At 56.1% G+C, this 19781-nt stretch carries 16 protein-coding genes and 1 pseudogene; 11 read left to right on the top strand and 6 right to left on the bottom strand.

What is annotated here, in order from left to right:
* Position 1 precedes the first annotated feature (1 nt).
* Together xseA and PFEN_RS05955 are read right to left on the bottom strand one after the other, a co-directional pair.
* Positions 2-1381 (bottom strand): exodeoxyribonuclease VII large subunit, encoded by a 1380-nt coding sequence (gene xseA / locus PFEN_RS05960; RefSeq protein WP_191485994.1) that lies wholly within the window; start codon positions 1379-1381, stop codon positions 2-4.
* Between the two features lie 236 nt (positions 1382-1617).
* On the bottom strand, positions 1618-2517 hold the full coding sequence (locus PFEN_RS05955; RefSeq protein ID WP_191485993.1) for a LysR family transcriptional regulator: 900 nt from the start codon (positions 2515-2517) through the stop codon (positions 1618-1620).
* Between the two features lie 100 nt (positions 2518-2617).
* On the opposite strand from PFEN_RS05955, the gene PFEN_RS05950 reads away from it, so the two are divergent.
* The 5 genes from PFEN_RS05950 (at position 2618) to PFEN_RS05930 (ending at position 8909) form a co-directional block, all read left to right on the top strand.
* Positions 2618-3385 carry a sulfite exporter TauE/SafE family protein gene (locus PFEN_RS05950; protein WP_191485992.1) on the top strand — a complete coding sequence of 256 codons (768 nt, stop codon included), beginning with the start codon at positions 2618-2620 and terminating at the stop codon, positions 3383-3385.
* Positions 3386-3608: 223 nt separating this feature from the next.
* Positions 3609-4157: a sugar ABC transporter ATPase gene (locus PFEN_RS05945; protein WP_191485991.1), complete on the top strand. Its 549-nt coding sequence runs from the start codon at positions 3609-3611 to the stop codon at positions 4155-4157.
* An 82-nt stretch (positions 4158-4239) separates the two neighbouring features.
* Positions 4240-5709, top strand: coding sequence for an IMP dehydrogenase (gene guaB, locus PFEN_RS05940; RefSeq protein ID WP_191485990.1), 1470 nt, complete (start codon positions 4240-4242; stop codon positions 5707-5709).
* Positions 5710-5814: 105 nt separating this feature from the next.
* A complete protein-coding gene (gene guaA / locus PFEN_RS05935; protein WP_191485989.1) occupies positions 5815-7392 on the top strand; it encodes a glutamine-hydrolyzing GMP synthase in 1578 nt (525 codons plus the stop codon).
* A 308-nt stretch (positions 7393-7700) separates the two neighbouring features.
* A complete protein-coding gene (locus PFEN_RS05930) occupies positions 7701-8909 on the top strand; it encodes a tyrosine-type recombinase/integrase (RefSeq protein WP_191486408.1) in 1209 nt (402 codons plus the stop codon).
* A 67-nt stretch (positions 8910-8976) separates the two neighbouring features.
* Here the strand turns inward: PFEN_RS05930 and PFEN_RS05925 are convergent, their stop codons facing one another.
* Positions 8977-9948, bottom strand: a complete 972-nt coding sequence (locus PFEN_RS05925; protein WP_191485988.1) for a hypothetical protein — start codon at positions 9946-9948, stop codon at positions 8977-8979.
* Between the two features lie 83 nt (positions 9949-10031).
* On the opposite strand from PFEN_RS05925, the gene PFEN_RS05920 reads away from it, so the two are divergent.
* The 4 genes from PFEN_RS05920 to PFEN_RS05905 all read left to right on the top strand — a co-directional run bounded on the left by PFEN_RS05920 (position 10032) and on the right by PFEN_RS05905 (position 13885).
* Positions 10032-10253: a helix-turn-helix transcriptional regulator gene (locus PFEN_RS05920; protein WP_103363074.1), complete on the top strand. Its 222-nt coding sequence runs from the start codon at positions 10032-10034 to the stop codon at positions 10251-10253.
* A 114-nt stretch (positions 10254-10367) separates the two neighbouring features.
* Positions 10368-11669, top strand: coding sequence for a replication protein (locus PFEN_RS05915; protein ID WP_224770906.1), 1302 nt, complete (start codon positions 10368-10370; stop codon positions 11667-11669).
* 465 nt (positions 11670-12134) lie between these two features.
* Complete coding sequence (locus PFEN_RS05910) at positions 12135-12794, top strand: HEPN domain-containing protein (RefSeq protein ID WP_191485987.1); 660 nt, start codon at positions 12135-12137, stop codon at positions 12792-12794.
* A 413-nt stretch (positions 12795-13207) separates the two neighbouring features.
* The gene (locus PFEN_RS05905) at positions 13208-13885 is read left to right on the top strand and encodes a hypothetical protein (protein ID WP_191485986.1); all 678 of its coding nucleotides are present in this window, start codon (positions 13208-13210) and stop codon (positions 13883-13885) included.
* Positions 13886-14313: 428 nt separating this feature from the next.
* On the opposite strand, the gene PFEN_RS05900 is transcribed toward PFEN_RS05905, so the two are convergent.
* The 3 genes and pseudogenes from PFEN_RS05900 to trbJ all read right to left on the bottom strand — a co-directional run bounded on the left by PFEN_RS05900 (position 14314) and on the right by trbJ (position 17279).
* Complete coding sequence (locus tag PFEN_RS05900; RefSeq protein ID WP_191485985.1) at positions 14314-14634, bottom strand: hypothetical protein; 321 nt, start codon at positions 14632-14634, stop codon at positions 14314-14316.
* A gap of 2 nt (positions 14635-14636) precedes the next feature.
* Positions 14637-16247: a P-type conjugative transfer protein TrbL gene (gene trbL / locus PFEN_RS05895; protein WP_191485984.1), complete on the bottom strand. Its 1611-nt coding sequence runs from the start codon at positions 16245-16247 to the stop codon at positions 14637-14639.
* A 190-nt stretch (positions 16248-16437) separates the two neighbouring features.
* Positions 16438-17279: pseudogene (gene trbJ / locus PFEN_RS05890) on the bottom strand (P-type conjugative transfer protein TrbJ).
* A gap of 903 nt (positions 17280-18182) precedes the next feature.
* Here trbJ and PFEN_RS05885 point away from each other — a divergent pair.
* Together PFEN_RS05885 and PFEN_RS05880 are read left to right on the top strand one after the other, a co-directional pair.
* Positions 18183-18563, top strand: coding sequence for a plasmid mobilization protein (locus PFEN_RS05885; RefSeq protein WP_191485983.1), 381 nt, complete (start codon positions 18183-18185; stop codon positions 18561-18563).
* Positions 18564-19102: 539 nt separating this feature from the next.
* Complete coding sequence (locus PFEN_RS05880; protein WP_191485982.1) at positions 19103-19762, top strand: hypothetical protein; 660 nt, start codon at positions 19103-19105, stop codon at positions 19760-19762.
* Positions 19763-19781 lie beyond the last annotated feature (19 nt).

Below are 19781 nucleotides of genomic sequence, written 5' to 3'. Positions count from 1 at the left end.
TTCAGTCCAGTAGAGAAAGGGTGACTGGCGTCAGGTGATTGTCCTCGACCCGCACCTGCAATTCCCCCTCGCCCAGTCTTGCCTTCAGGCGTTGGCCGGTATGGGTCTGCCTGGCGCTGCGGATCGCCTGGCCGCGCTCGTCCAGTAGAATACTGTAGCCACGACCCAGGGTTGCGAGAGGACTTACTACATGAAGTGTCTGCATTTGGCTTTGCAGTTGCAGGCGCCGGGCTTTCAGGCCCTCGCGCATGGCCCGTGGCAGGCGCGCGGCGAGGCTGTCCAGGCGTTGGCGTAACAGGGCCAGTTGGCGCCCCGGATGTTGCCCGGCGAGACGGGTTTCCAGGCGGAGCAGTTTTTCCCGGCGGGTATTGAGCTGGCGCTCGAAGGCCCGGCGCAGGCGCATGTCCAGGTCATCCAGGCGTTGGGCCTGCTGGCGCAGGCGCTCGCCGGGATGACGCAGGCGTCGGGCCAGGCCATCGAGGCGCAGGCGATCGCGCATCAGGCGGTCGCGTATGCGCATCACCAACCGCCGGTGCAGGCTCTCGACCCGGCGTAGCAGGTCGCTGGCGTCCGGGGCCAGCAACTCGGCGGCGGCGGAGGGGGTCGGGGCGCGGACATCGGCGACAAAGTCGCAGATGGACACATCGGTTTCATGGCCGACGGCACTGACGATCGGCGTGACGCAGGCGTCCACCGCACGAGCCACGGCTTCTTCGTTGAAGCACCAGAGGTCCTCCAGCGAGCCGCCGCCACGGGCCAGGATCAGCGCATCGAAGCCCTTGGCATCGGCGAGCTTCAGGGCCCGGACGATCTGCCCGATGGCTTCGCGGCCCTGTACGGCGGTGGGGATCAGCGTCAGCTCGACTTGCGGTGCGCGACGGCGGAAGACACTGATGATGTCGCGGATCACCGCCCCGGTGGGCGAGCTGATAATGCCGATGCGTTGCGGATGCGCGGGCAGCGGGACCTTGCGTTCGGCACTGAACAGGCCTTCGGCGCTGAGTTTTTCCTTCAGCGCGTCGAAGGCCAGGCGCAGGGCGCCATCGCCGGCCGGTTCCACGGTATCGAGAATCAGCTGGTAGTCGCCACGGCCTTCGAACAGCGAGACCTTGCCACGTACCTTGACCGCCAGGCCGTCCTTCAGCGCTTGGCGCACGCGGGCGGCATTCTGTCGGAACAACGCGCAACGCACCTGGGCGCCGCTGTCCTTGAGGGTGAAATAGACATGGCCGGACGCCGGACGGGCGAGGTTGGAGATTTCGCCTTCGACCCAGATATTGCTGAACACGTCTTCGAGCAACACCCGCGCGCGGCCGTTGAGCTGGCTGACAGTGAGGACTTCGCGGTCGAGGCCCAGGCGTGAAAAGGGATCTTTAATCATGGGCGGCATGATAAAGGCATTCGGTTGCCAATCTCTACGTTATGTCATCGAACGGGGATTTTGTGTGCGGCCCGAATCTAATGTGGGAGCAGAGCGTGCTCGCGAAGGCGGCCGGGAGGACGCTAAAAGCTTCGCGGCGGTGCGGCGATCCGACAAGCTCCGCTCCCACGCAAGCTCCGCTCCCACACAAGCTCCGCTCCCACACAAGCCCTGCGCCTTCAAGTTCGGAGGTGTTTTCAGGGGCGTTGCAGGTCTTCGCTGAACCGCTCGACAAATTGCGCCACCAGTGGCGTCGGTTCCTGGCGGCAGGCCAGGGCCAGGGTACTCTGGCAATCCGGGTCCTTGAGCGGCAGGAAATGGATGTTCGTCGGGGCAATGTCCCGCATCGACTCAGGCAACAGCGCGACGCCGAATCCGGCCTGGATCAACTGCAACTGGGTGGTCTTGCGCGACACCACCCGCGCCGCCCGTGGAAAGAACCCCTGGCGCATGCACAGCTCGGCCGAAAGATAACTCAAGCCGCCACGCTGCGGATGTGGAATGGATATGAAAGCCTCGTCCTTCAGGTCCGCCAGGTCGATGCCTTCGGTCGAGCCTGCCAATGGGTGATTCGGTGGTACCGCCAACAGCAGGCGCTCGCTGAACAACGGCAGGATCTGCACGCCTTCACGTTGGCGCAATACCGGCAGGCGCAACAGGCCGATATCCAGCCGCCCCTCGGCGAGCTCCTCGAGTTGGGCCTCGGAAGATAATTTGACGATATCCATCGACGCCCCCGGGCTCTGCTCCAGGTAATGACTGATCGCCCGCAGCAATCGCCCGCTCATCGGTACTGTGCTGGAATGACTCAGGCGCAATGTTCCCAGTTGCCCGTTGCCGACCTGGGTCGCCAGTTCGCTGGCCTTGTTCAGTTCGCTCAGCAGATTCCGCGCCCGAGGGTAAAAGGCCTCGCCGGCGGCCGTCAGCTTCGGCTGGCGCGCCGTGCGTTCGAACAAGGACGTCTGCAACTGCTTTTCCAATTCCTTGATCTGCCGACTCAAGGCCGACTGGGCGATAAACAGGCGCTCGGCGGCGGCGCTGAAGCTGCCGGATTCAGCGATTTCGACGAAATAGCGCAGTTGGCGGGTGGATATCACGAGTCATGCCTTTTCGAGATGGGTAGCGGGCTTTGAATATATTAGTCGCAAGGCTTGGTACTGGCTAAAGTCAATCGAACCCATTGTGGAAGTGTTCTTCATGAGTCTTGTTGCCCTATTGAGCCAATGGCCGTTCAGCGCCACTGACTGGCTGGTGGTGGAGTTGGGCGTGGTCCTGGCCTATATCGTCTTCGGTGTGGCGGGCTTTGGCACGGCGCTGGTGGCGGGGCCGATTCTGATCCTGTTCATGCCGCTGTCGAAAATCGTGCCCTTGCTGGTGTTGCTGGATTTTGTCGCGGTCTTTGGCAATCTGCTGCCTTCGCGCAAGGACGTGGCCAAGTTCGAATTGCTGTGGCTGCTGCCGTGCATGGCGGTGGGCTGTACCCTGGGGGTCATCTTCCTGTTGAACCTCAAGTCCGACATTCTGTTGCTGCTGATGGGCTTGTTCATCAGCGCTTATGCGCTCTATAGCCTGTCGGTGAAGGTGCGACCGACACAGCTGGCGGCGGCTTGGGCGGTGCCGATGGGCACGGTGGGCGGGATGTTCGGCGCGTTGTTTGGCAGCGGCGGTTTTTTATATGCGATCTACCTGAATAGTCGCTTGCCCAAGGACGCGGCCCGGGCCACCCAGAGCGCCCTGATCAGTTGCAGCACGGTGGTGCGCTTGTCGCTGTTCGTGATTGCCGGGGTGTATGCTGAACTACCCTTGTTGGTGTTGGCGCTCTGTCTGCTGCCGGCGATGGCGCTGGGCTCGTGGATCGGCCGGCGTTTGATCCGCCGGCTGTCGCGCGAAGCCTTCGTGCGGCTGGTGACCTGGTTGGTGCTGGCCAGCGGGATTGCCCTGATCAGCCGTTATTTCAGCACTTGACCTGATGCTCTCAGAGATTAAGCTGAGCGGCTGCGTACCTTGTGGCGAGTGGGCTTGCCCACGTGGGCGCGCGCAGCGGCCCTAAGACTGGCAACTGTGTTGTAGCTGACAGAGCGCGTGTGGTGGTTTTACGACTGCTTCGCAGCCGCACGGGGCGGTGTGGCGTTCCGACAAGCCCCCTCGCCACAAGGAGCACCACAGCCCTTCGTTCCAGGCCGTACCCATGAATTCCCAAAGTATCATCGTCCCGAAGATTTCCACCTTGCCGGTCCACGAAGCCCGGGCCCGGGCCGTCGTGCGCTGGCTGGCGCGCAAGAACATCGTCGAGGAACAGTTGAGCACCTGCGGTCGCACCGGCAACCGCATGGCCCACGCCATTGCCCCGGGCGCCGCCAGCGTGGTCCTGCGCCCGGAGGCGCTGCCGTTCCAGGCGCCGATCAACGGCCTGGAGATCGTTACCAAGCGCTGCATCTATACCCCGGCCAAAGGCTTTCTCGAAGAGGCGGGCTGCGCCGAGTGCCGGCGGGAAGTCGGCGAGGCACTGTTTGACAGCCTCGAAGACTGGATGCCGGGCCGCACCGAGAACTTCATCTGCCCATTGTGCGGCCATGAGGACGATATCAACGGCTTTCTGTTCCTGCAGGAATGCGCCTTCTCCAACCTCGGTTTTATCTTCAACAACTGGCTCGAGGCCGGCTTCAAGCAGAGCTTTCTCGACGAATTCGCCGACTGGCTGGACCAGCCGGTGGCCTGGGTGAAAGTGCAGCTTTAAATAAGCCAAGGTTTACATTGAGCCCAGGGGGCCATCTGAGTATAATGGCGCGCTTCCATTTTCCCGCTCGGGAGCCCCCGCGATGCTGCGTATCAGCCAAGAAGCTCTGACCTTCGACGACATTCTCTTAGTGCCCGGTTATTCCGAGGTGCTCCCTAACGAAGTCAGCCTCAAGACCCGCCTTACCCGTGGCATCGAGCTGAATATTCCGCTGGTTTCCGCCGCCATGGATACCGTGACCGAAGCCCGTCTGGCCATTGCCATGGCCCAGGAAGGCGGTATCGGTATCATCCACAAGAACATGACCATCGAGCAGCAAGCTGCCGAAGTGCGCAAGGTCAAGAAGTTCGAAGCCGGCGTGGTCAAGGACCCGATCACCATCGAGGCCGATGCCACGGTGCGTGAACTGCTCGAACTGACCCGCATGCACAACATCTCCGGTGTGCCGGTGCTGCACGATGGCGACCTGGTCGGCATCGTCACCTCCCGCGACGTGCGTTTCGAAACCCGCATGGATGTCCCGGTTCGCGAAGTGATGACGCCCAAAGAGCGTCTGGTCACGGTCCGCGAAGGCGCGAACAAGAACGAAGTCCGCGAGTTGCTGCACAAGCACCGTCTGGAAAAAGTGCTGATCGTCGACGACAAGTTCGCCCTCAAGGGCATGATGACCGTCAAGGACATCGAAAAATCCAAGGCTTACCCGCTGGCCAGCAAGGATGACCAGGGTCGTCTGCGTGTCGGCGCCGCGGTGGGTACCGGTAAAGATACCGCCGATCGCGTGGCGGCACTGGTCACCGCCGGTGTCGACGTGGTGGTGGTCGACACCGCCCACGGTCACTCCAAAGGGGTGATCGACCGCGTTCGTTGGGTCAAGCAGAACTTCCCGGAAGTGCAGGTGATCGGCGGCAACATCGCCACCGGCGCGGCCGCCAAGGCCCTGGCCGAAGCCGGCGCGGATGCGGTCAAGGTCGGTATCGGCCCGGGTTCGATCTGCACCACCCGGATCGTTGCCGGTGTCGGCGTGCCACAGATCAGCGCCATCGCCAACGTCGCCGCCGCCCTTGAAGGCACCGGTGTACCCTTGATCGCCGATGGCGGCATCCGCTTCTCCGGTGACCTGTCCAAGGCCATCGTTGCCGGTGCTTCCTGCGTGATGATGGGTTCGATGTTCGCCGGTACCGAAGAGGCCCCGGGCGAAATCGAACTGTTCCAGGGCCGCTCCTACAAAGCCTACCGCGGCATGGGCTCGCTGGGCGCGATGTCGCAGTCCCAGGGTTCCTCCGACCGCTACTTCCAGGACTCCTCCGCAGGTGCCGAGAAGCTGGTACCGGAAGGCATCGAAGGGCGCGTACCGTACAAGGGTTCCCTGAGCGCCATCGTCCATCAACTGATGGGTGGCCTGCGTTCCTCGATGGGCTACACCGGCAGCGCCAACATCGAAGAAATGCGCACCAAGCCTGAATTCGTGCGGATTACCGGTGCCGGCATGGCTGAATCTCACGTTCACGACGTGCAGATCACCAAGGAAGCTCCAAACTATCGCGTAGGTTGATAGTGATCGCCTCCTGGCCGAGGTCGGGAGGCGATTGACGAATTTGAACCGGGGCTGTTGATGACAGCCCCGTGTTGTTTCTGATTTCACTGACGAGAATGACTCATGGCCCTCGACATTCACGCCCACCGCATCCTGATCCTCGACTTCGGTTCCCAATACACCCAACTGATCGCCCGCCGCGTGCGTGAAATCGGCGTGTACTGCGAACTGCATCCGTTCGACATGGACGAAGCAGCGATTCGCGAATTCGCGCCAAAAGGCGTCATCCTCGCCGGCGGTCCCGAGTCCGTGCACGAAGCCGACAGTCCTCGTTGCCCGCAAGCCGTGTTTGACCTCGGTGTCCCGGTCTTCGGTATCTGCTACGGCATGCAGACCATGGCCGAGCAGTTGGGTGGCAAGGTCGAAGGTTCCGAGTTGCGTGAGTTCGGCTACGCCCGTGTCGATGTGGTTGGCAAGAGCCGCCTGCTCGACGGCATCGAAGATCACGTGGATGCCGACGGCGTCCTCGGCCTCGATGTGTGGATGAGCCACGGCGACAAGGTCACCCGGATTCCAGACAACTTCCATATCCTGGCCAGCACCCCGAGCTGCCCGATCGCCGGTATGGTTGACGATGCCCGTGGTTACTACGGCGTGCAGTTCCACCCGGAAGTGACCCACACCAAGCAGGGTGGTCGCATCCTGTCGCGCTTCATCCTCGACATCTGCGGCTGTGAAGCGCTGTGGACACCGTCGAAAATCGCCGAAGACGCGATCGCCAACATCCGTGCCCAGGTCGGCACCGATAACGTCCTGCTCGGCCTGTCCGGCGGTGTTGACTCCTCGGTAGTGGCCGCATTGCTGCACAAGGCTATCGGCGACCAGTTGACCTGCGTGTTCGTCGACAACGGCCTGCTGCGCTTGCACGAAGGCGAGCAAGTGATGGCCATGTTCGCCGAGAACATGGGCGTCAAGGTGATCCGCGCCAACGCTGAAGACCAGTTCCTGAACAACCTGGCCGGCGAGTCGGACCCTGAGAAGAAGCGCAAGATCATCGGTCGCACCTTTATCGACGTGTTCGATGCCGAGTCCTGCAAGCTGGACAACATCAAGTACCTGGCCCAGGGCACCATCTACCCGGACGTGATCGAGTCGGCTGGCGCGAAAAGCGGCAAGGCTCACGTGATCAAGTCGCACCATAACGTCGGTGGCTTGCCGGAAGAGATGAACCTCAAGCTGGTCGAGCCGCTGCGCGAACTGTTCAAGGACGAGGTTCGTCGCCTTGGCCTGGAGCTCGGCCTGCCCTACGACATGGTCTACCGTCACCCGTTCCCGGGCCCGGGCCTGGGGGTGCGGATCCTTGGTGAAGTGAAGAAGGAATACGCCGACCTGCTGCGGCGCGCCGACCATATCTTCATCGAAGAGCTGCGCAAGGCCGACTGGTACCACAAGGTCAGCCAGGCGTTCGTGGTGTTCCAGCCGGTGAAATCGGTCGGTGTGGTCGGTGATGGCCGGCGTTACGCCTGGGTCGTGGCCCTGCGCGCGGTGGAAACCATCGACTTCATGACCGCGCGTTGGGCGCACCTGCCTTACGAGCTGCTGGAAACCGTCAGTGGCCGGATCATCAACGAAATCGAAGGCATCTCCCGCGTCACCTATGACGTGTCGAGCAAGCCGCCGGCGACGATCGAGTGGGAATGATTGGACGTCCGGCATTGTCCGGCACGATCTAGCAAGAAATGTCCTGGAGCCCGCGTAATTGCGGGCTTTTGGCTTTTTGGGTCTGGCAAATTCTGGCAGCTTTATGCATCGCCAAGCACCATGTTTGTATGGCATGGTACGGGGCATTGACTGAGCCAAATGCCATGTTCGGTGCTCGATACCATGTCGTCCTAGTAGGGAAGGGCATGGTATCAAATCTCATCATCAGCCCGGTTTCATTGGGTTTTATCGAGGTGAATGAGTGCTTTTCTGAGCATGGTATTTTTTCCATGGAATCCGTAACTGCCATGCTGACCGATACCAAGCTGCGTAACCTCAAACCGCAAGAAAAACTCTACAAGGTGAACGACCGCGACGGGCTGTACGTGGCCGTCACTGCTGCCGGTTCCATCTCATTTCGTTACAACTACTCAATCAATGGCCGTCAGGAGACCATCACGTTCGGTCGTTATGGCGTGGGTGGCATCACACTTGCGGAAGCCAGAGAGCGCCTGTGCGAGGCTAAAAAGATGGTTTCGGCGGGTAAGTCACCTGCCAAAGAGAAAGCCCGTGCCAAGGCACGCACCAAAGGGGCAGAGACGTTTGATGCGTGGGCTGAGAAATGGCTGCGTGGGTATCAGATGGCTGACTCTACGCGTGACATGCGCCGATCGGTTTACGAGCGCGAGCTAAAGCCGCACTTCGGTAATCAGAAACTGGTGGAAATCAATCATGAGGATCTGCGAACGCTGACTGATGCAATTGTGGAGCGTGGAGCTCCAGCCACGGCCGTGCACTCCCGCGAGATTGTGATGCAGGTGTTCCGATGGGCGATAGAGCGAGGCCAGAAGGTCGAGAATCCGGCTGATCTGGTTCGTCCTGCAAGCATCGCTAAATTCGAGCCACGTGACCGTGCTTTGGGGCCTGACGAAATCGCGTTGATGTATCAGTACCTGGAACGCATCGGCACTGCCTCCTCCGTGAGGGTGGCCGCTAAGTTATTGTTGCTGACCATGGTTCGCAAAAGTGAGTTGACCAATGCGACCTGGAACGAGATCAATTTCAGCGAAGCCTTGTGGACAATTCCGAAAGAGCGGATGAAGCGCCGCAACTCCCATTTGGTGTTCTTATCTCAGCAGGCTTTGGATTTCTTCATTGCGTTGAAGACGTTTGCCGGTGGTTCAGATTACGTCTTTCCCTCCCGGTACGATTCAGATTTGCCAATGAGCACCGCGACGATCAATCAGGTGCTGACGCTGACCTTTCGGCTTGCGCAGAAAGAAGGGCAGCCGCTAAGCAAGTTCGGCCCGCATGATTTGAGGCGCACAGCGAGCACGCTGCTGCATGAGGCGGGTTACAACTCAGACTGGATTGAGAAGTGCCTTGCGCACGAGCAGAAGGGGGTACGGGCCGTTTACAACAAGGCTGAATACCGAGATCAGCGTCGGGCGATGTTGCAGGATTGGGCGGATATGATTGACGAATGGACGCAAAAAAAACCACGTGCGAAGGTTTGATTTAAGAGTCCGGTTCGGCCGCGAACCTCTATTGATTGTGTATTTGGGTTGACACTAAAAAGAGCCACTAACCGGATCGGTGTGGCTGACTCAACCAAAATATCTCTGGGATTGAGGCAATTGCTTTGGATACCGCTTGGCGTTCGATACCCAGCCTGCGCGCAATCGCTGATTGATTGAAACCAAGCCGTCGGAGCATGAGTATCTGTTTTTTTCTATCAGATAATCTTGAGTCCACCATGAGTCGCGCTAGGTCCCGTAACTCTGCTTCCTCTGCTAGCGTTAGCGTTTGGCCAAGCATGTAGTTGTGTATGTAGCTGTCAACCAACTCGTCACCTGATTTCGCTTGCGGGGTGCCTCGCGAGGCGCATTGTCGGCTGAGCCTAATTAGTTCGAGGTCAAACTGCGCTACAGACCGTTTTGCTTTCCTGTACTCGGGATTCCAATCGTCATCCGGCAACTTAGGGCGATGAGCCGCGCAGTACAGGTTGCTTAGGCGTAGTTTTTCATCGATTCCGCGTTGGCCTTCGTCTTTGACGGATTCGGCGAATGAGGCCAGCTCCGCAAGCGAGCCGCAAAATCTACAAAAAACTTTTAAGCGTTGACCATTTAAGCCGCGAACATTTCTGTTCGCCGGTTGCTTGCGCTTGCATGCCCATACCAGCTCGATGAGCGTTTCGAGTGTGGCGATAAATTGCTGGTCTCTCTTGGACTGCTGATCTTCTGTTAGAGCAAAAGCTCGCAGCAATCGGCGCTGTATCCGGACCATTGCTTCAGCACCGACCAATCGCATGATCTCACTGAATGCTACGCCGGTACCGGCTCCTGGCACGTGCCCCAAATAGCGCGACGGGAGTGTTGTCGTGTACGTAGCTACAACGGGGTCGATGAGTTCTTCTACCAGTCGAGCGATAGGGTAGCGCTTCGATGCTGCAGAGTACGGCTCCCAGCAATCCCGAAACCGTCGAATGGCATCTGCGACGGTTGGGTCGCATCCCTTCCAAATGGCGATGGTTGATCTATTTTTCATGTCAACCATTTTAGCCAATCATCTCGTCGAAGCAAGCGGCACGTCCGGGCACGATCAGGCACACATCCAATGTGACTGATTGAGGCAAGGGTATGCAGGTATCAACGAACAGAACGCTTATCGATAAAAAGACGCTACTAGCAATGATCCCGCTGTGTGAGCGGACGATCTACAACTTTGAAATCAAAGGTAAGTTTCCGCGTCGCATTGCGATCAGCAGTCGCAAAGTAGTATGGGATTTGGCTGAGGTCGAAGATTGGATTGACGCATGTAAGGACTCCGGCCCTGCGCCCAGGCCCGGAATTGGAGTCTGAGCGGTGCAGATCGGGCCCGACGCAGGGCCCATGTCGCAGCAGCATGCTAGAACGGCTTGCGGTCGCCACCAATGTCCACAGCTTGCGCTATTCAGTTCTCAGGACGAGGCGCAGATGTACCACGACAGCAACAGGAGCGGATTTTTCTCGCTGTTGGTTGACGTACGTGGCGAAAAACGCCAGTCCTCCCACCGGTTAGCGGACATGCCCGCCATTCTCAATTTGGTGGATAAAAACCGCGACACATGGATGTCTCAGGCAGAGTTCATCCGGCCCAACCGGCGGGTCGTGAACCTTGCCCGGTTGGGGCTGTTGTTCACCGATCTTGACACTTATCGCATACCTTCTCTCGCCGGTCGCACGCCTGACCAACTGGCGATGTCGGTGCTGTATTTCTGCACCGAAGAAGGATTACCGGCACCGTCCGTACTGATCTACAGCGGCCGTGGTATTCAGGCGAAATGGCTACTCGACGGTACTATCCCGCGTCAGGCGTTGCCCCGCTGGAATGCGTGCCAACGCTACCTAGTGGATCGCCTCGCACATGTCGGGGCCGATCCGATGGCCAAAGATGCAAGCCGCGTTTTGCGAACTATCCAGACAGTCAACAGCAAGAGTGGCGAAGTCTGTCGCGTTGTTCACGTCACGAACGACACCGATGGCCAGCCCGTCCGCTATAACTTCGAGTATCTGGCCGAGGCCCTGCTACCAACTGCCCGTTGGACAATCGAGCAACAGCGGCAGGAACAGGCCGAGCGGGTCAAACGCAAGCCTAAGCCCCTCCTTTTGGTGCCCGGCGGTAAAGCTGACAATCTCCGCAGATTCTCCGGCCGCCAGCTCGCGTGGGATCGCCTTGAAGACCTGCGCAAGCTCGCCGAGCTGCGCGGCGGCGTCAACGAAGGCTGCCGGATGCAACACCTTTTTTGGCGCTTGAATTTCCTGCTCCTTTCCGGCGCGACAAACAGCAAGCAGATGTATCACGAAGCCTCAGCGCTGGCCCGCGAGCTAGATCCGAAATGGAGTAGCCGCTCCAAGGAGCTGATGACGTTGTTTAGTAAGGCCAAGGCCTACGAGTCGGGAGAAAGGATTAGCTTCGGAGGAAAGGACTACGCGCCACTCTATACCCCCAAGAACGACACCCTGATCAACCTGTTCAGGATCACCGTGGACGAACAGCGGCAGCTCAAGACGATCATTGGCTCGGGGATGGCCCAGGAGCGTGACAGGAAGCGCCACGAGATCCGCAGGCGCGCCGCCGGTGCTGTAGCGCGTGAAACTTTTTTAGCGGCTGCCGAGGGCCGCCGCTCGCAGGCGCAAATGTTGCGAGCTGAGGGATTGAGCATCCGGGCTATAGCGGCTCGAATGGCCGTCAGCAAGACAGCTGTAGGGCGTTATCTCAGCGATTCTGTCGAGTGATCCTCGTCCGTCCGCATTACCAGCGGCGAATCGCTATCGTTTTGGACTGCGGCCCAAGAGGTGTCCCAGGTCCGTCCGTATTACTAATGGCGTAGCCTCCGAGTTTTTGGCTGAGGCCTGAACTGTCTGATCAAGAAAGGCTTTCAGTTTAATCACGGTTGCTCTGAAAGGTGTTCAAAGTCGGTGCGTATTAGTAATGGGTATCCCCTCTCTGCGGTTCTCGGGCGTCTCCGGTTCCACTGACCGTCTGTCCGCATTCGTCCGGTCCCCCAGTGCGCCTAATCCGGTGTACTCGTTGGAGGAGACGATCAGCAAAAATCCGGGTTTTTGTGGATTTCCTGCTTCGTCTGGTTCCAGCATCAAAATGATGTTCAACCTGCGTAGGAACGTACAGAAAGCAGTCGCCTCTGTTGGAAAGTGGCAGTTTTATGTATGCTGGCGTTTTGATCTCATGGAGTGAATCAAATGTCGCAAGCAGTGGCGAGTTTTCAAGCTAACCAAGAAGATATCGAGCAGCTTTGGACCATTCACGAGGATTATGCGGGTCAAGGTCCAGGTAGAAAGTATGGCGTAGAAGTCCTGAATAGATCGGTGATTGTTTTCGTGACGGCTTGTTGGGAGTCCTATATTGAGGATTTAGCGACCGAAGCGTTCGATTTTCTCCTTGCGAATGTGGATAGCGCTGATCGCATACCGCTAAAGATAAGGAATTACTCTGTAAAGGGATTAGTGGAACAAAAAAATCCTGAATTGCTTTGGCAGCTCTCCGACGATGGATGGCGAGCAGTTCTGGAAGCCCATAAAGGCGAAGTTCTCGATAAGTGGGTAGGTACACTTAATACTCCAAAAACTCCACAAGTGAACAAACTATATGAAGAGCTGATAGGGATTCCCCAGATTAGCAGCTGCTGGCGGTGGGAAAAGATGTCGGCTACGAGAGCTGCTGATAAGTTAGATGAATACATTACGATCAGGGGCAACATAGCTCATCGAATTCGCGATAAGGACGCAGTAAAAAAGTCGGTTGGTTTTCAATATCTAAATCATGTAATTCAGATTGTGTACAGAACAGAAAAAACCGTTGCAGACTATTTGGAGAGAGAGACTGGTTTGCGACCTTGGTAATTCATAAATTAGGCGCAATGATATAGTCGACGGCGCCAATTATGGTTTTTAAAATTTTTTCTCGTGAGTATGAAGCTTTGAGAGATGATGAGTTTTTTCTCTGAAGTAAATGGCTAATGTGTGTTGTATAACTTATAAGGCTACCTTAGATTTGCTGAGTCTCAATTTACTAGGCGCGTTGGCTTGTTTAGAAGAGGTGTTTTTTGAAATGTTTGTTTAGTGGTTCCGAGCCCGACACAAAAGAGCATGTGATACCTGTTTGGCTTCAGCAAAGGATGAGGCTTGGAAATGAAAAGCTAGGTCTTCCCAATGGGTCTTTCTTGCAATACAAGCACGCAGTAGTTCCCGCTGAGTCATCCCATAATAGGAAGTTCTCAGAGATTGAGGGGCGGATATCTCAGGGCGTTTTCAATTTGGACGAAGTTTACTTGTGGGCGCTAAAGATTCATGTGGGTCTTCTTGCTAGGGACTCGACTCTTAAAGACGATATTAGGGATCCAAATTCCGACGCGATAATTGATTTGAGGGGGTTTAATTATCATGTGACTATTTTTCGCACTCTTTATCAAAATTGGGCTGATGGCGGAATAACTGATCCTTCACCGTTTGGGAGTGTTTTCATTCTTGACTCTTTAACTCCAGAGACTCATTTTGATTTGGTCCATTGCTCTTATACAGGTGCATTAGGTATCGATATAGGTAAGAAGTTTATATTTGTTACCTTCTGGGATCGCGGAAGAACCTTGAATTCAAATGCTATCGCTCTTTGGAATGAGGATCAAGTGCTTAGAGTTGAACGCTTAAAGAACACTTCTGAGCATGAAGGTCAATGTATGATGGCTCATCGAGTATGGGCTTGTGAAATTGCCTATTTTCAGTTTCGAAGCAGGCCTAACTCTATGACTATCCTCAAGGCTGATAAGAAAGTAATTGCAGGTCCTCCTCCAGTAATTCCAGCTCGACCTGTTGATTTGATGGAGTATGTTCTAGTATGCAAAAATTTTGGCATCCAAAGAGATTTATCCGGAGGAAATAATTCGTACACTCAATTCACGACTATTGATCAAGCTATGAGATCTGCCGATATTTAATGCTCAAACAATTTTCGAACGCGAATCGTTTTTTTCGGGATTCACAACCGCTAAAAAGGTGGCATTGGCTTGCGATAGAAGCGACAGAACCGATGGTTCTTAGTGGGGAGTAAAGAAATCCGATTGCGCATAATTTTGAACAGCAACGAGATCGAAACATAAATTGCTAATGCAGTCTTACCTCGCTCCTTGGTCTGCTGCCATTGGACATCAAAAAGGAGTTTCGCGGGGTAACCGTATGCTGGCGTGCCCATTGCGTTTGCTCGAAACGCCCCTGGATCTGCCAAAACTGTTGTTCAGATCGCGAAAATTAATGTTGCTGGCTTAATGTAGAAATCGCTCAGGTCGTTTGCCAGAGGTTATCTTGGTGCAACTGGCGAGCAAAACCCCGCACTGACGCGGGGTTAGCTCTTAGTAATTAATAGTGGTCAAACATTACCAGCGTTCTCTCGCTTTCGTAATTCGTGCGCGGTTCGGATGGCCATCAAAATTTCTTTGTTCAGGACTACGTTATCCTTATTACCCAGCAAAGGCAGGCGACTCAGAGCTTGCGCCCCGACAAACATACGATAAGAAGCGGACAGTGCGAACGGGCTAGCGCGAAGCTGCAACGCCGTGTATTGCCGATCCAGCTTATCTAGCTGCGGCCCGTAACCTTTGCTTCGCAACCACCGGCCGAGTGCCCACATGCCAACGGCGAACGTAAAGGCGAATACTGCGAATCCAGCGAACATCAGAAATTCCATCATGATTATTTCCCCGTTTTTTCGTTGTTGGAGGCCGTACCCGGCACACTCAGCGAGGCTAGGCGACCAGTAGTAGGGCTTGCGTCTGAGGCTGGACGGATCACGTTGGAATCCCCCTGCTCGGAATCAGCGGCTAACTCTCCGCGGTTGTTTGGAGCGGTCGAATTGGCTTCGCTATTTGAAGGTGGGGTTGATCCAGCACCAAGGGATAGGCCGTGCGCATTCTCCATGCCCGGTACAGCCATTGAAGCCATCACCCCGAGCACCTTCGCACCTCCATTCGCCGCTTGAGATAGGGAATTTCCCGACACTTCAGTACCCCTTTTTGGTGTCTCTTGTTGTTTGTCTTTGTCGTCGTTGTCTTGCACTACCTTTCCAGCCTGCTTGGCGGCCTGCTGCACGCCGCTGTTAGGTGGTTGGGCAGGGCTGGGCGTCGCTTTAGCGGCACTGCCACCTACGCTCGACCCTGCTGATGTAGAGACTTTGATGGCTGCACCGCCACCAGTGCTGGCACCCACTCCAGAGGACGCGGCGTTGCCCATTGAGGCCGCTGCACCGATGCCGGAGTTTGCCGCACCGGCAAAGCTGGAGTTAATAGAGCCAGCCAATCCTCCGCTACCAGCCGCCCCTGCGGCACTTGCACCACCACTGGCAGCTCCAAGCGCACCAGTGGCAACGGGCGCAGCGGCACCGGCCGTGGCGATGGTGGCGACTGCGGCAGCAGCACCGGCAGCGCCAGCCGCTGCCATTCCACCGATGGCCGAACCTCCACCCAGTGACGTGCCGCTGATCATCCCGCCAATCAGTTCGGGAATAGTCTTGGTCAGGTAGGCGCATACCAAAGCCAAACCTGCCAATGTCATCAGAGATGCTTCGTCATTGGTATAAGCCGCTAACCAGGACTTAGCCGAAGTGACAATAATTCCTACGATCAATGTTAAGACGAACAGCTTGGCACCCACTGCAACAACGAAGCGGAGTGGTGCAATTGCAAAATCGCGAGTCCATTGCGAACCACCGAAACCGAAGAACAGCGCGGAGGCATTGATGATGACGTACGATTCTACAAGCGTCACAAACATGAATGCCGCGATAAAGGCGAAGCACAGTAAAACCAAGCAGCCAACAAGCGCGATAAGGACTGCTTTACCCGGGGAAAAAAGCGAAATTCCTTCCACGATGGTGCGTGAGAAGTTGACGGCCACCGCGAACATATCGCCAGGCTGAAGCGCACGGCCCGAACCACTAGCTGTGCCCGCAGCTTCTCGGAAGCTATCCACTACGGCTGTCGCCCATGGTACGGAGTGCTCAATGACTGCGTAGAAAAAGCCAATGACCATGAACAAGCGGATCAGCTCGCCGACAACTTCGCCTAAGTCAGCTTGTTTCATAACTAAAGGCATGAACGTCCAAACCAATTGGATGAGAGCGAGAGAAGCCAGCAATCTGTTTGCATACCCCTGTAGCCGTGGGGACCATTCACTTGCCGCTTGATAAAGCATCCGCAAAAGCCCGTTCATTTCATTACTTTGAGTTACATCTCCTGCTGCCATCGCGCTACCGGCCGAAAGCAAGAGCATTGCACTGACGAGTGCCAGAAATGTTGAGCGTTGCATAGTTAGAAATCCTCAGACGGGCCCCAGTTGTTTTTCCGTGCTTCAAAGTTCTTATCCGTGTCTGATTGCATCGACCGCTCAACAGCCACGCAATCGGTGCGGATAGAAACAATGAATCCAGATAGAGCAGAGCCACCAAGAGCGGAGGCGATGCATAACCCAACGATCAGATTTTTAGATATGAACATGGTTAGAAATCCTCGGAAGGCCCCCAGTTGTTTTTACGGGCCTCGAACTTTTGCTCGGCGGCTTCGCTAGCAGCCTTCCGGTCGCCCTGCTGAGCCATATAGTTGCCTTGCATGGTTATTTGCGTGGCCAGTAGATCGCGCAGCTTTTGCAACTGCTGAACGTTCTGAGAGGCTATCTCGTTGCCTGCCTGAATGGCTTGCATTCGGCCCACGGCCGACTGTGAGCGAGCCACCATGTGATCGAGCTGGGTGTCCTCAGACTCGAAAGTGCTGGTGTTGAGGTTCGCCGCCTCAAGCGCCATTTTCACGCTGTCGCGGTTTTGCTCTGACCACTTCTGATAGCGCTCACCCGCCGGTACTTCTGCCGAGTTTGCAGCTTGATTCAGATAGGATTGAAAGCCGGGAAAAGCCGTATTGAACTGTGAGTCCATGTTCTGGATCTGGCGGCCTAGAGACTGCGAGCGGGTGTAGATGTTAGCCACTTTTTTGAGATCGGCCGCGACGCTGCCGAACATTGAGCTGGGCAAGCCGGTGCCTTGAGTGACCATGTTCTGATACTGCTGAATTTGCGTCTGTAATGTCTCGGCGGTGTTCAAGGCGGTATTAACGGCCTCGACGTACTCGAACATTTGCTGATAGAACGTCGAGCAGTTCGAGCAATAGATGGCGTAAGCCGGGGGGGAGCGATGTACATGGCCAATCCGAAAAAGACGGCTACGGCAATTTTGGCACCATAGGCCGCCTTACGACGGAGTTCCCGAGCAGTAGAAACGGTCGTTTCGCGCAGGGGAATTGTTGTCAGCGGCGTTTTGGCGATAATGGACGTTATGATTTTTTGGTGCATTTCCCGGCCTCTATCAGTCACTTTGGTCAGTGCCTGATCGTGCCCGGACATGCCGGTTGCATCGATGGAATGATTGGCTAATTAGGTTGACATAGGGAAGATCAATTCTTGGCGATTATTTGTTCAATCCGCCCTGTTCGGAATGTACCGAATATTGTGCTTCTACTTGCAGTAGGTGCTTTGGGCCGCTAGAAAGATGTGCAGCCGAAAAGGCTAAACCCTTAGAAGGCTATATAAGATCATCACGGTTATTGCCGCTGCTTGGGTCATGCCGGAACCCAGGTCGTGGCTTCGACATAGGGGCGGGTACCGTTGGGAGGGCGGACTGCATTTGTTCTGGCACCGGCGCTACCGGAATTGTTATTTCGTCAGAAATTGTGGGCTGCTGGGCGCCACGCTTGGTCGGCTTGCGGATGTACTTTCCTACGTACCGAGCGAACTGGCTGTAGCTCAGCCCCGTGTTATCTCCGCCGTGGTTCTCATAAACGACCGTCACCGGCCAACCGGCTTGAATGAGACCCCGAAACTCATCGAGGCGCGCTAAAAACGCCACCCGCCCCGCGCCAGCAAGCCCTTCTTTTGGTGTCTTCGTCATCGAACCTCCGCTTAAGCATGGTTACGCAAGTATGCGCAAAAAATTGTTTACGGACCATGCGTAATCTAGCTCATAAATGCGTAGGCATGCGTAAGTATGCTTAGGTATGCTAGATATGATCCGTTCGCAGAGATACGCATGTAATAGCGTCGAATCGGACGGCAAGATGTGTGTTGTACGGGTACGGGCAAGCCCGAACCCATCCACCACTGCCACTTATTCGCCTTCGGCTCAACGTATCTTGTTCTGCAAGGCGCACAGCCGCTGCCGCGTCTAGGAGCAAAAGCAAGGCAAACACAGGAGCGCCCATGGCAATCGGCACCAAAGAAAAAGCATCACCTCGCCGACGCGGCAAGCCAATCGAGGTTTGGGTTACTGACGAGGAAAAGGAGGCGATTACCGAGCGTGCAAGAGAAGCTGGTATGTCCCGCTCAGGCTACCTCCGCGCTTTGGGCCTGAACACGCCTATTCGCTCGGTCGTCGACCTAAAGGCGGTGGCTGATCTCTGCAGAATTAACGGCGACTTGGGTCGGGTTGCCGGCCTGTTGAAGCTGTGGCTTGCAGAGAAAAACGGGCAGGGAGCAAGCTCGCTCGAGGTCGAGCGAATGATGATCGATTTTCGTGAGTTGCAAGCGGGTATTCTGGAAAAAATGAGCGCTGTCGTTTTTGCTCGAAAGCGTCGGGGCTGACGCCTCGAATTCTTTGGATTGTGCAATCCAATTCAGTGATGACAATTGCTAGAATGGTGTCTTGCCTGACCATCGCCCGGGGACTTTTCTTACTCCCGCTAGCGAGCAGCTATTATCGGGATGGCCCAAGGGCGACGATGCTAGCTTGGGTGTGATGAAGTCCTTACTCACGGTGCCTCTGCTGGGAGACTGGCGATGTTCGAAGAAACAATCCGCGCATTACAAAACCTTAGCGATGAAAAATCTACGGTCGCCATCTCCGCAGACGATGACAACTACTTTGATCGCGAGTGTCCCGCGCCAGAATGCTTAGCTCAGTTCAAGGTACTGATGGCAGATTGGAGGATAAAGTTAGGGACGAGGAGGTCTTTTGTCCGTTCTGCGGCCATACCGCTAATGCTCGGAGTTGGTGGACCCAGGAACAGCTTAATCATGCACGGGACGTTGCTCTAGCGAAGGTTCGAGCGGCTTTAGGGGGGGCGCTTCGCGTTGATGCGCAGAGATTTAATCAGAGGCAGTCTAGGGGCGGATTCATCTCAATGAGCATGAAGGTGGACAGCAGACCTCAACATGTTCCAATCCCCTATGCTGCGGCAGCACCCATGCGTCTTAAGATAACCTGTGGCGAATGCGGATGTCGGTATGCCGTTGTAGGGGCGGCATATTTCTGTCCGTCTTGCGGGGCAAATGCTGCGGAACTTGTCTTTGATCTCACTGCCCAGGGTATCCGGCAGTCGCTTGAAGCAGTTGACGCCATCAGAGTTGCTATTACAGACGCAGATACTGCTGAGAACACGTGCCGTCTGATCGTTGAGGGCGCTTTGCAGAATGCGGTGACGGCATTTCAGAGGGTTGCAGAAGCGCTTCATGCGCACACAGCACCGACAGTGCAGATCCGGCGCAACGCATTTCAGAATCTTGCCGAGGGTTCAGCTCTTTGGGCTGTCGCGACAGGAGGCGGTTACGACAAGCATCTTACGGTCGTCGAGATGGAACAACTGACAACGGCCTTCCAGCAGCGTCATTTGCTCGCTCATACACAGGGTATTGTCGATGATGATTACATCCGGAAAACCGGTGACACACGGTATAAATCTGGGCAGCGGTTGGTGATCAAGCGCGAGGCTGTGGCTGAAGCACTTAATCTAGTCGAGCAATTGACGCATGGCATCCGCCAGGACGCCAAAGGTAAAAGATGAACTCATTAACAGCTGGTTT

Source organism: Pseudomonas sp. FEN (assembly GCF_904067045.1).
Lineage (GTDB): Bacteria > Pseudomonadota > Gammaproteobacteria > Pseudomonadales > Pseudomonadaceae > Aquipseudomonas.
Note: the sequence above shows the minus strand (reverse complement) of the source record. Positions and strands in the feature narration are given on the sequence as shown.

Excerpts from the sequence above, each read along its gene's own strand:
- xseA (WP_191485994.1), bottom strand. The coding sequence starts at position 1,381 with ATGATTAAAGATCCCTTTTCACGCCTGGGCCTCGACCGCGAAGTCCTC.
- PFEN_RS05950 (WP_191485992.1), top strand. The coding sequence starts at position 2,618 with ATGAGTCTTGTTGCCCTATTGAGCCAATGGCCGTTCAGCGCCACTGAC.
- PFEN_RS05945 (WP_191485991.1), top strand. The coding sequence starts at position 3,609 with ATGAATTCCCAAAGTATCATCGTCCCGAAGATTTCCACCTTGCCGGTC.
- guaB (WP_191485990.1), top strand. The coding sequence starts at position 4,240 with ATGCTGCGTATCAGCCAAGAAGCTCTGACCTTCGACGACATTCTCTTA.
- guaA (WP_191485989.1), top strand. The coding sequence starts at position 5,815 with ATGGCCCTCGACATTCACGCCCACCGCATCCTGATCCTCGACTTCGGT.
- PFEN_RS05930 (WP_191486408.1), top strand. The coding sequence starts at position 7,701 with ATGCTGACCGATACCAAGCTGCGTAACCTCAAACCGCAAGAAAAACTC.
- PFEN_RS05925 (WP_191485988.1), bottom strand. The coding sequence starts at position 9,948 with ATGGTTGACATGAAAAATAGATCAACCATCGCCATTTGGAAGGGATGC.
- PFEN_RS05920 (WP_103363074.1), top strand. The coding sequence starts at position 10,032 with ATGCAGGTATCAACGAACAGAACGCTTATCGATAAAAAGACGCTACTA.
- PFEN_RS05915 (WP_224770906.1), top strand. The coding sequence starts at position 10,368 with ATGTACCACGACAGCAACAGGAGCGGATTTTTCTCGCTGTTGGTTGAC.
- PFEN_RS05910 (WP_191485987.1), top strand. The coding sequence starts at position 12,135 with ATGTCGCAAGCAGTGGCGAGTTTTCAAGCTAACCAAGAAGATATCGAG.
- PFEN_RS05900 (WP_191485985.1), bottom strand. The coding sequence starts at position 14,634 with ATGATGGAATTTCTGATGTTCGCTGGATTCGCAGTATTCGCCTTTACG.
- trbL (WP_191485984.1), bottom strand. The coding sequence starts at position 16,247 with ATGCAACGCTCAACATTTCTGGCACTCGTCAGTGCAATGCTCTTGCTT.
- PFEN_RS05885 (WP_191485983.1), top strand. The coding sequence starts at position 18,183 with ATGGCAATCGGCACCAAAGAAAAAGCATCACCTCGCCGACGCGGCAAG.
- PFEN_RS05880 (WP_191485982.1), top strand. The coding sequence starts at position 19,103 with ATGAGCATGAAGGTGGACAGCAGACCTCAACATGTTCCAATCCCCTAT.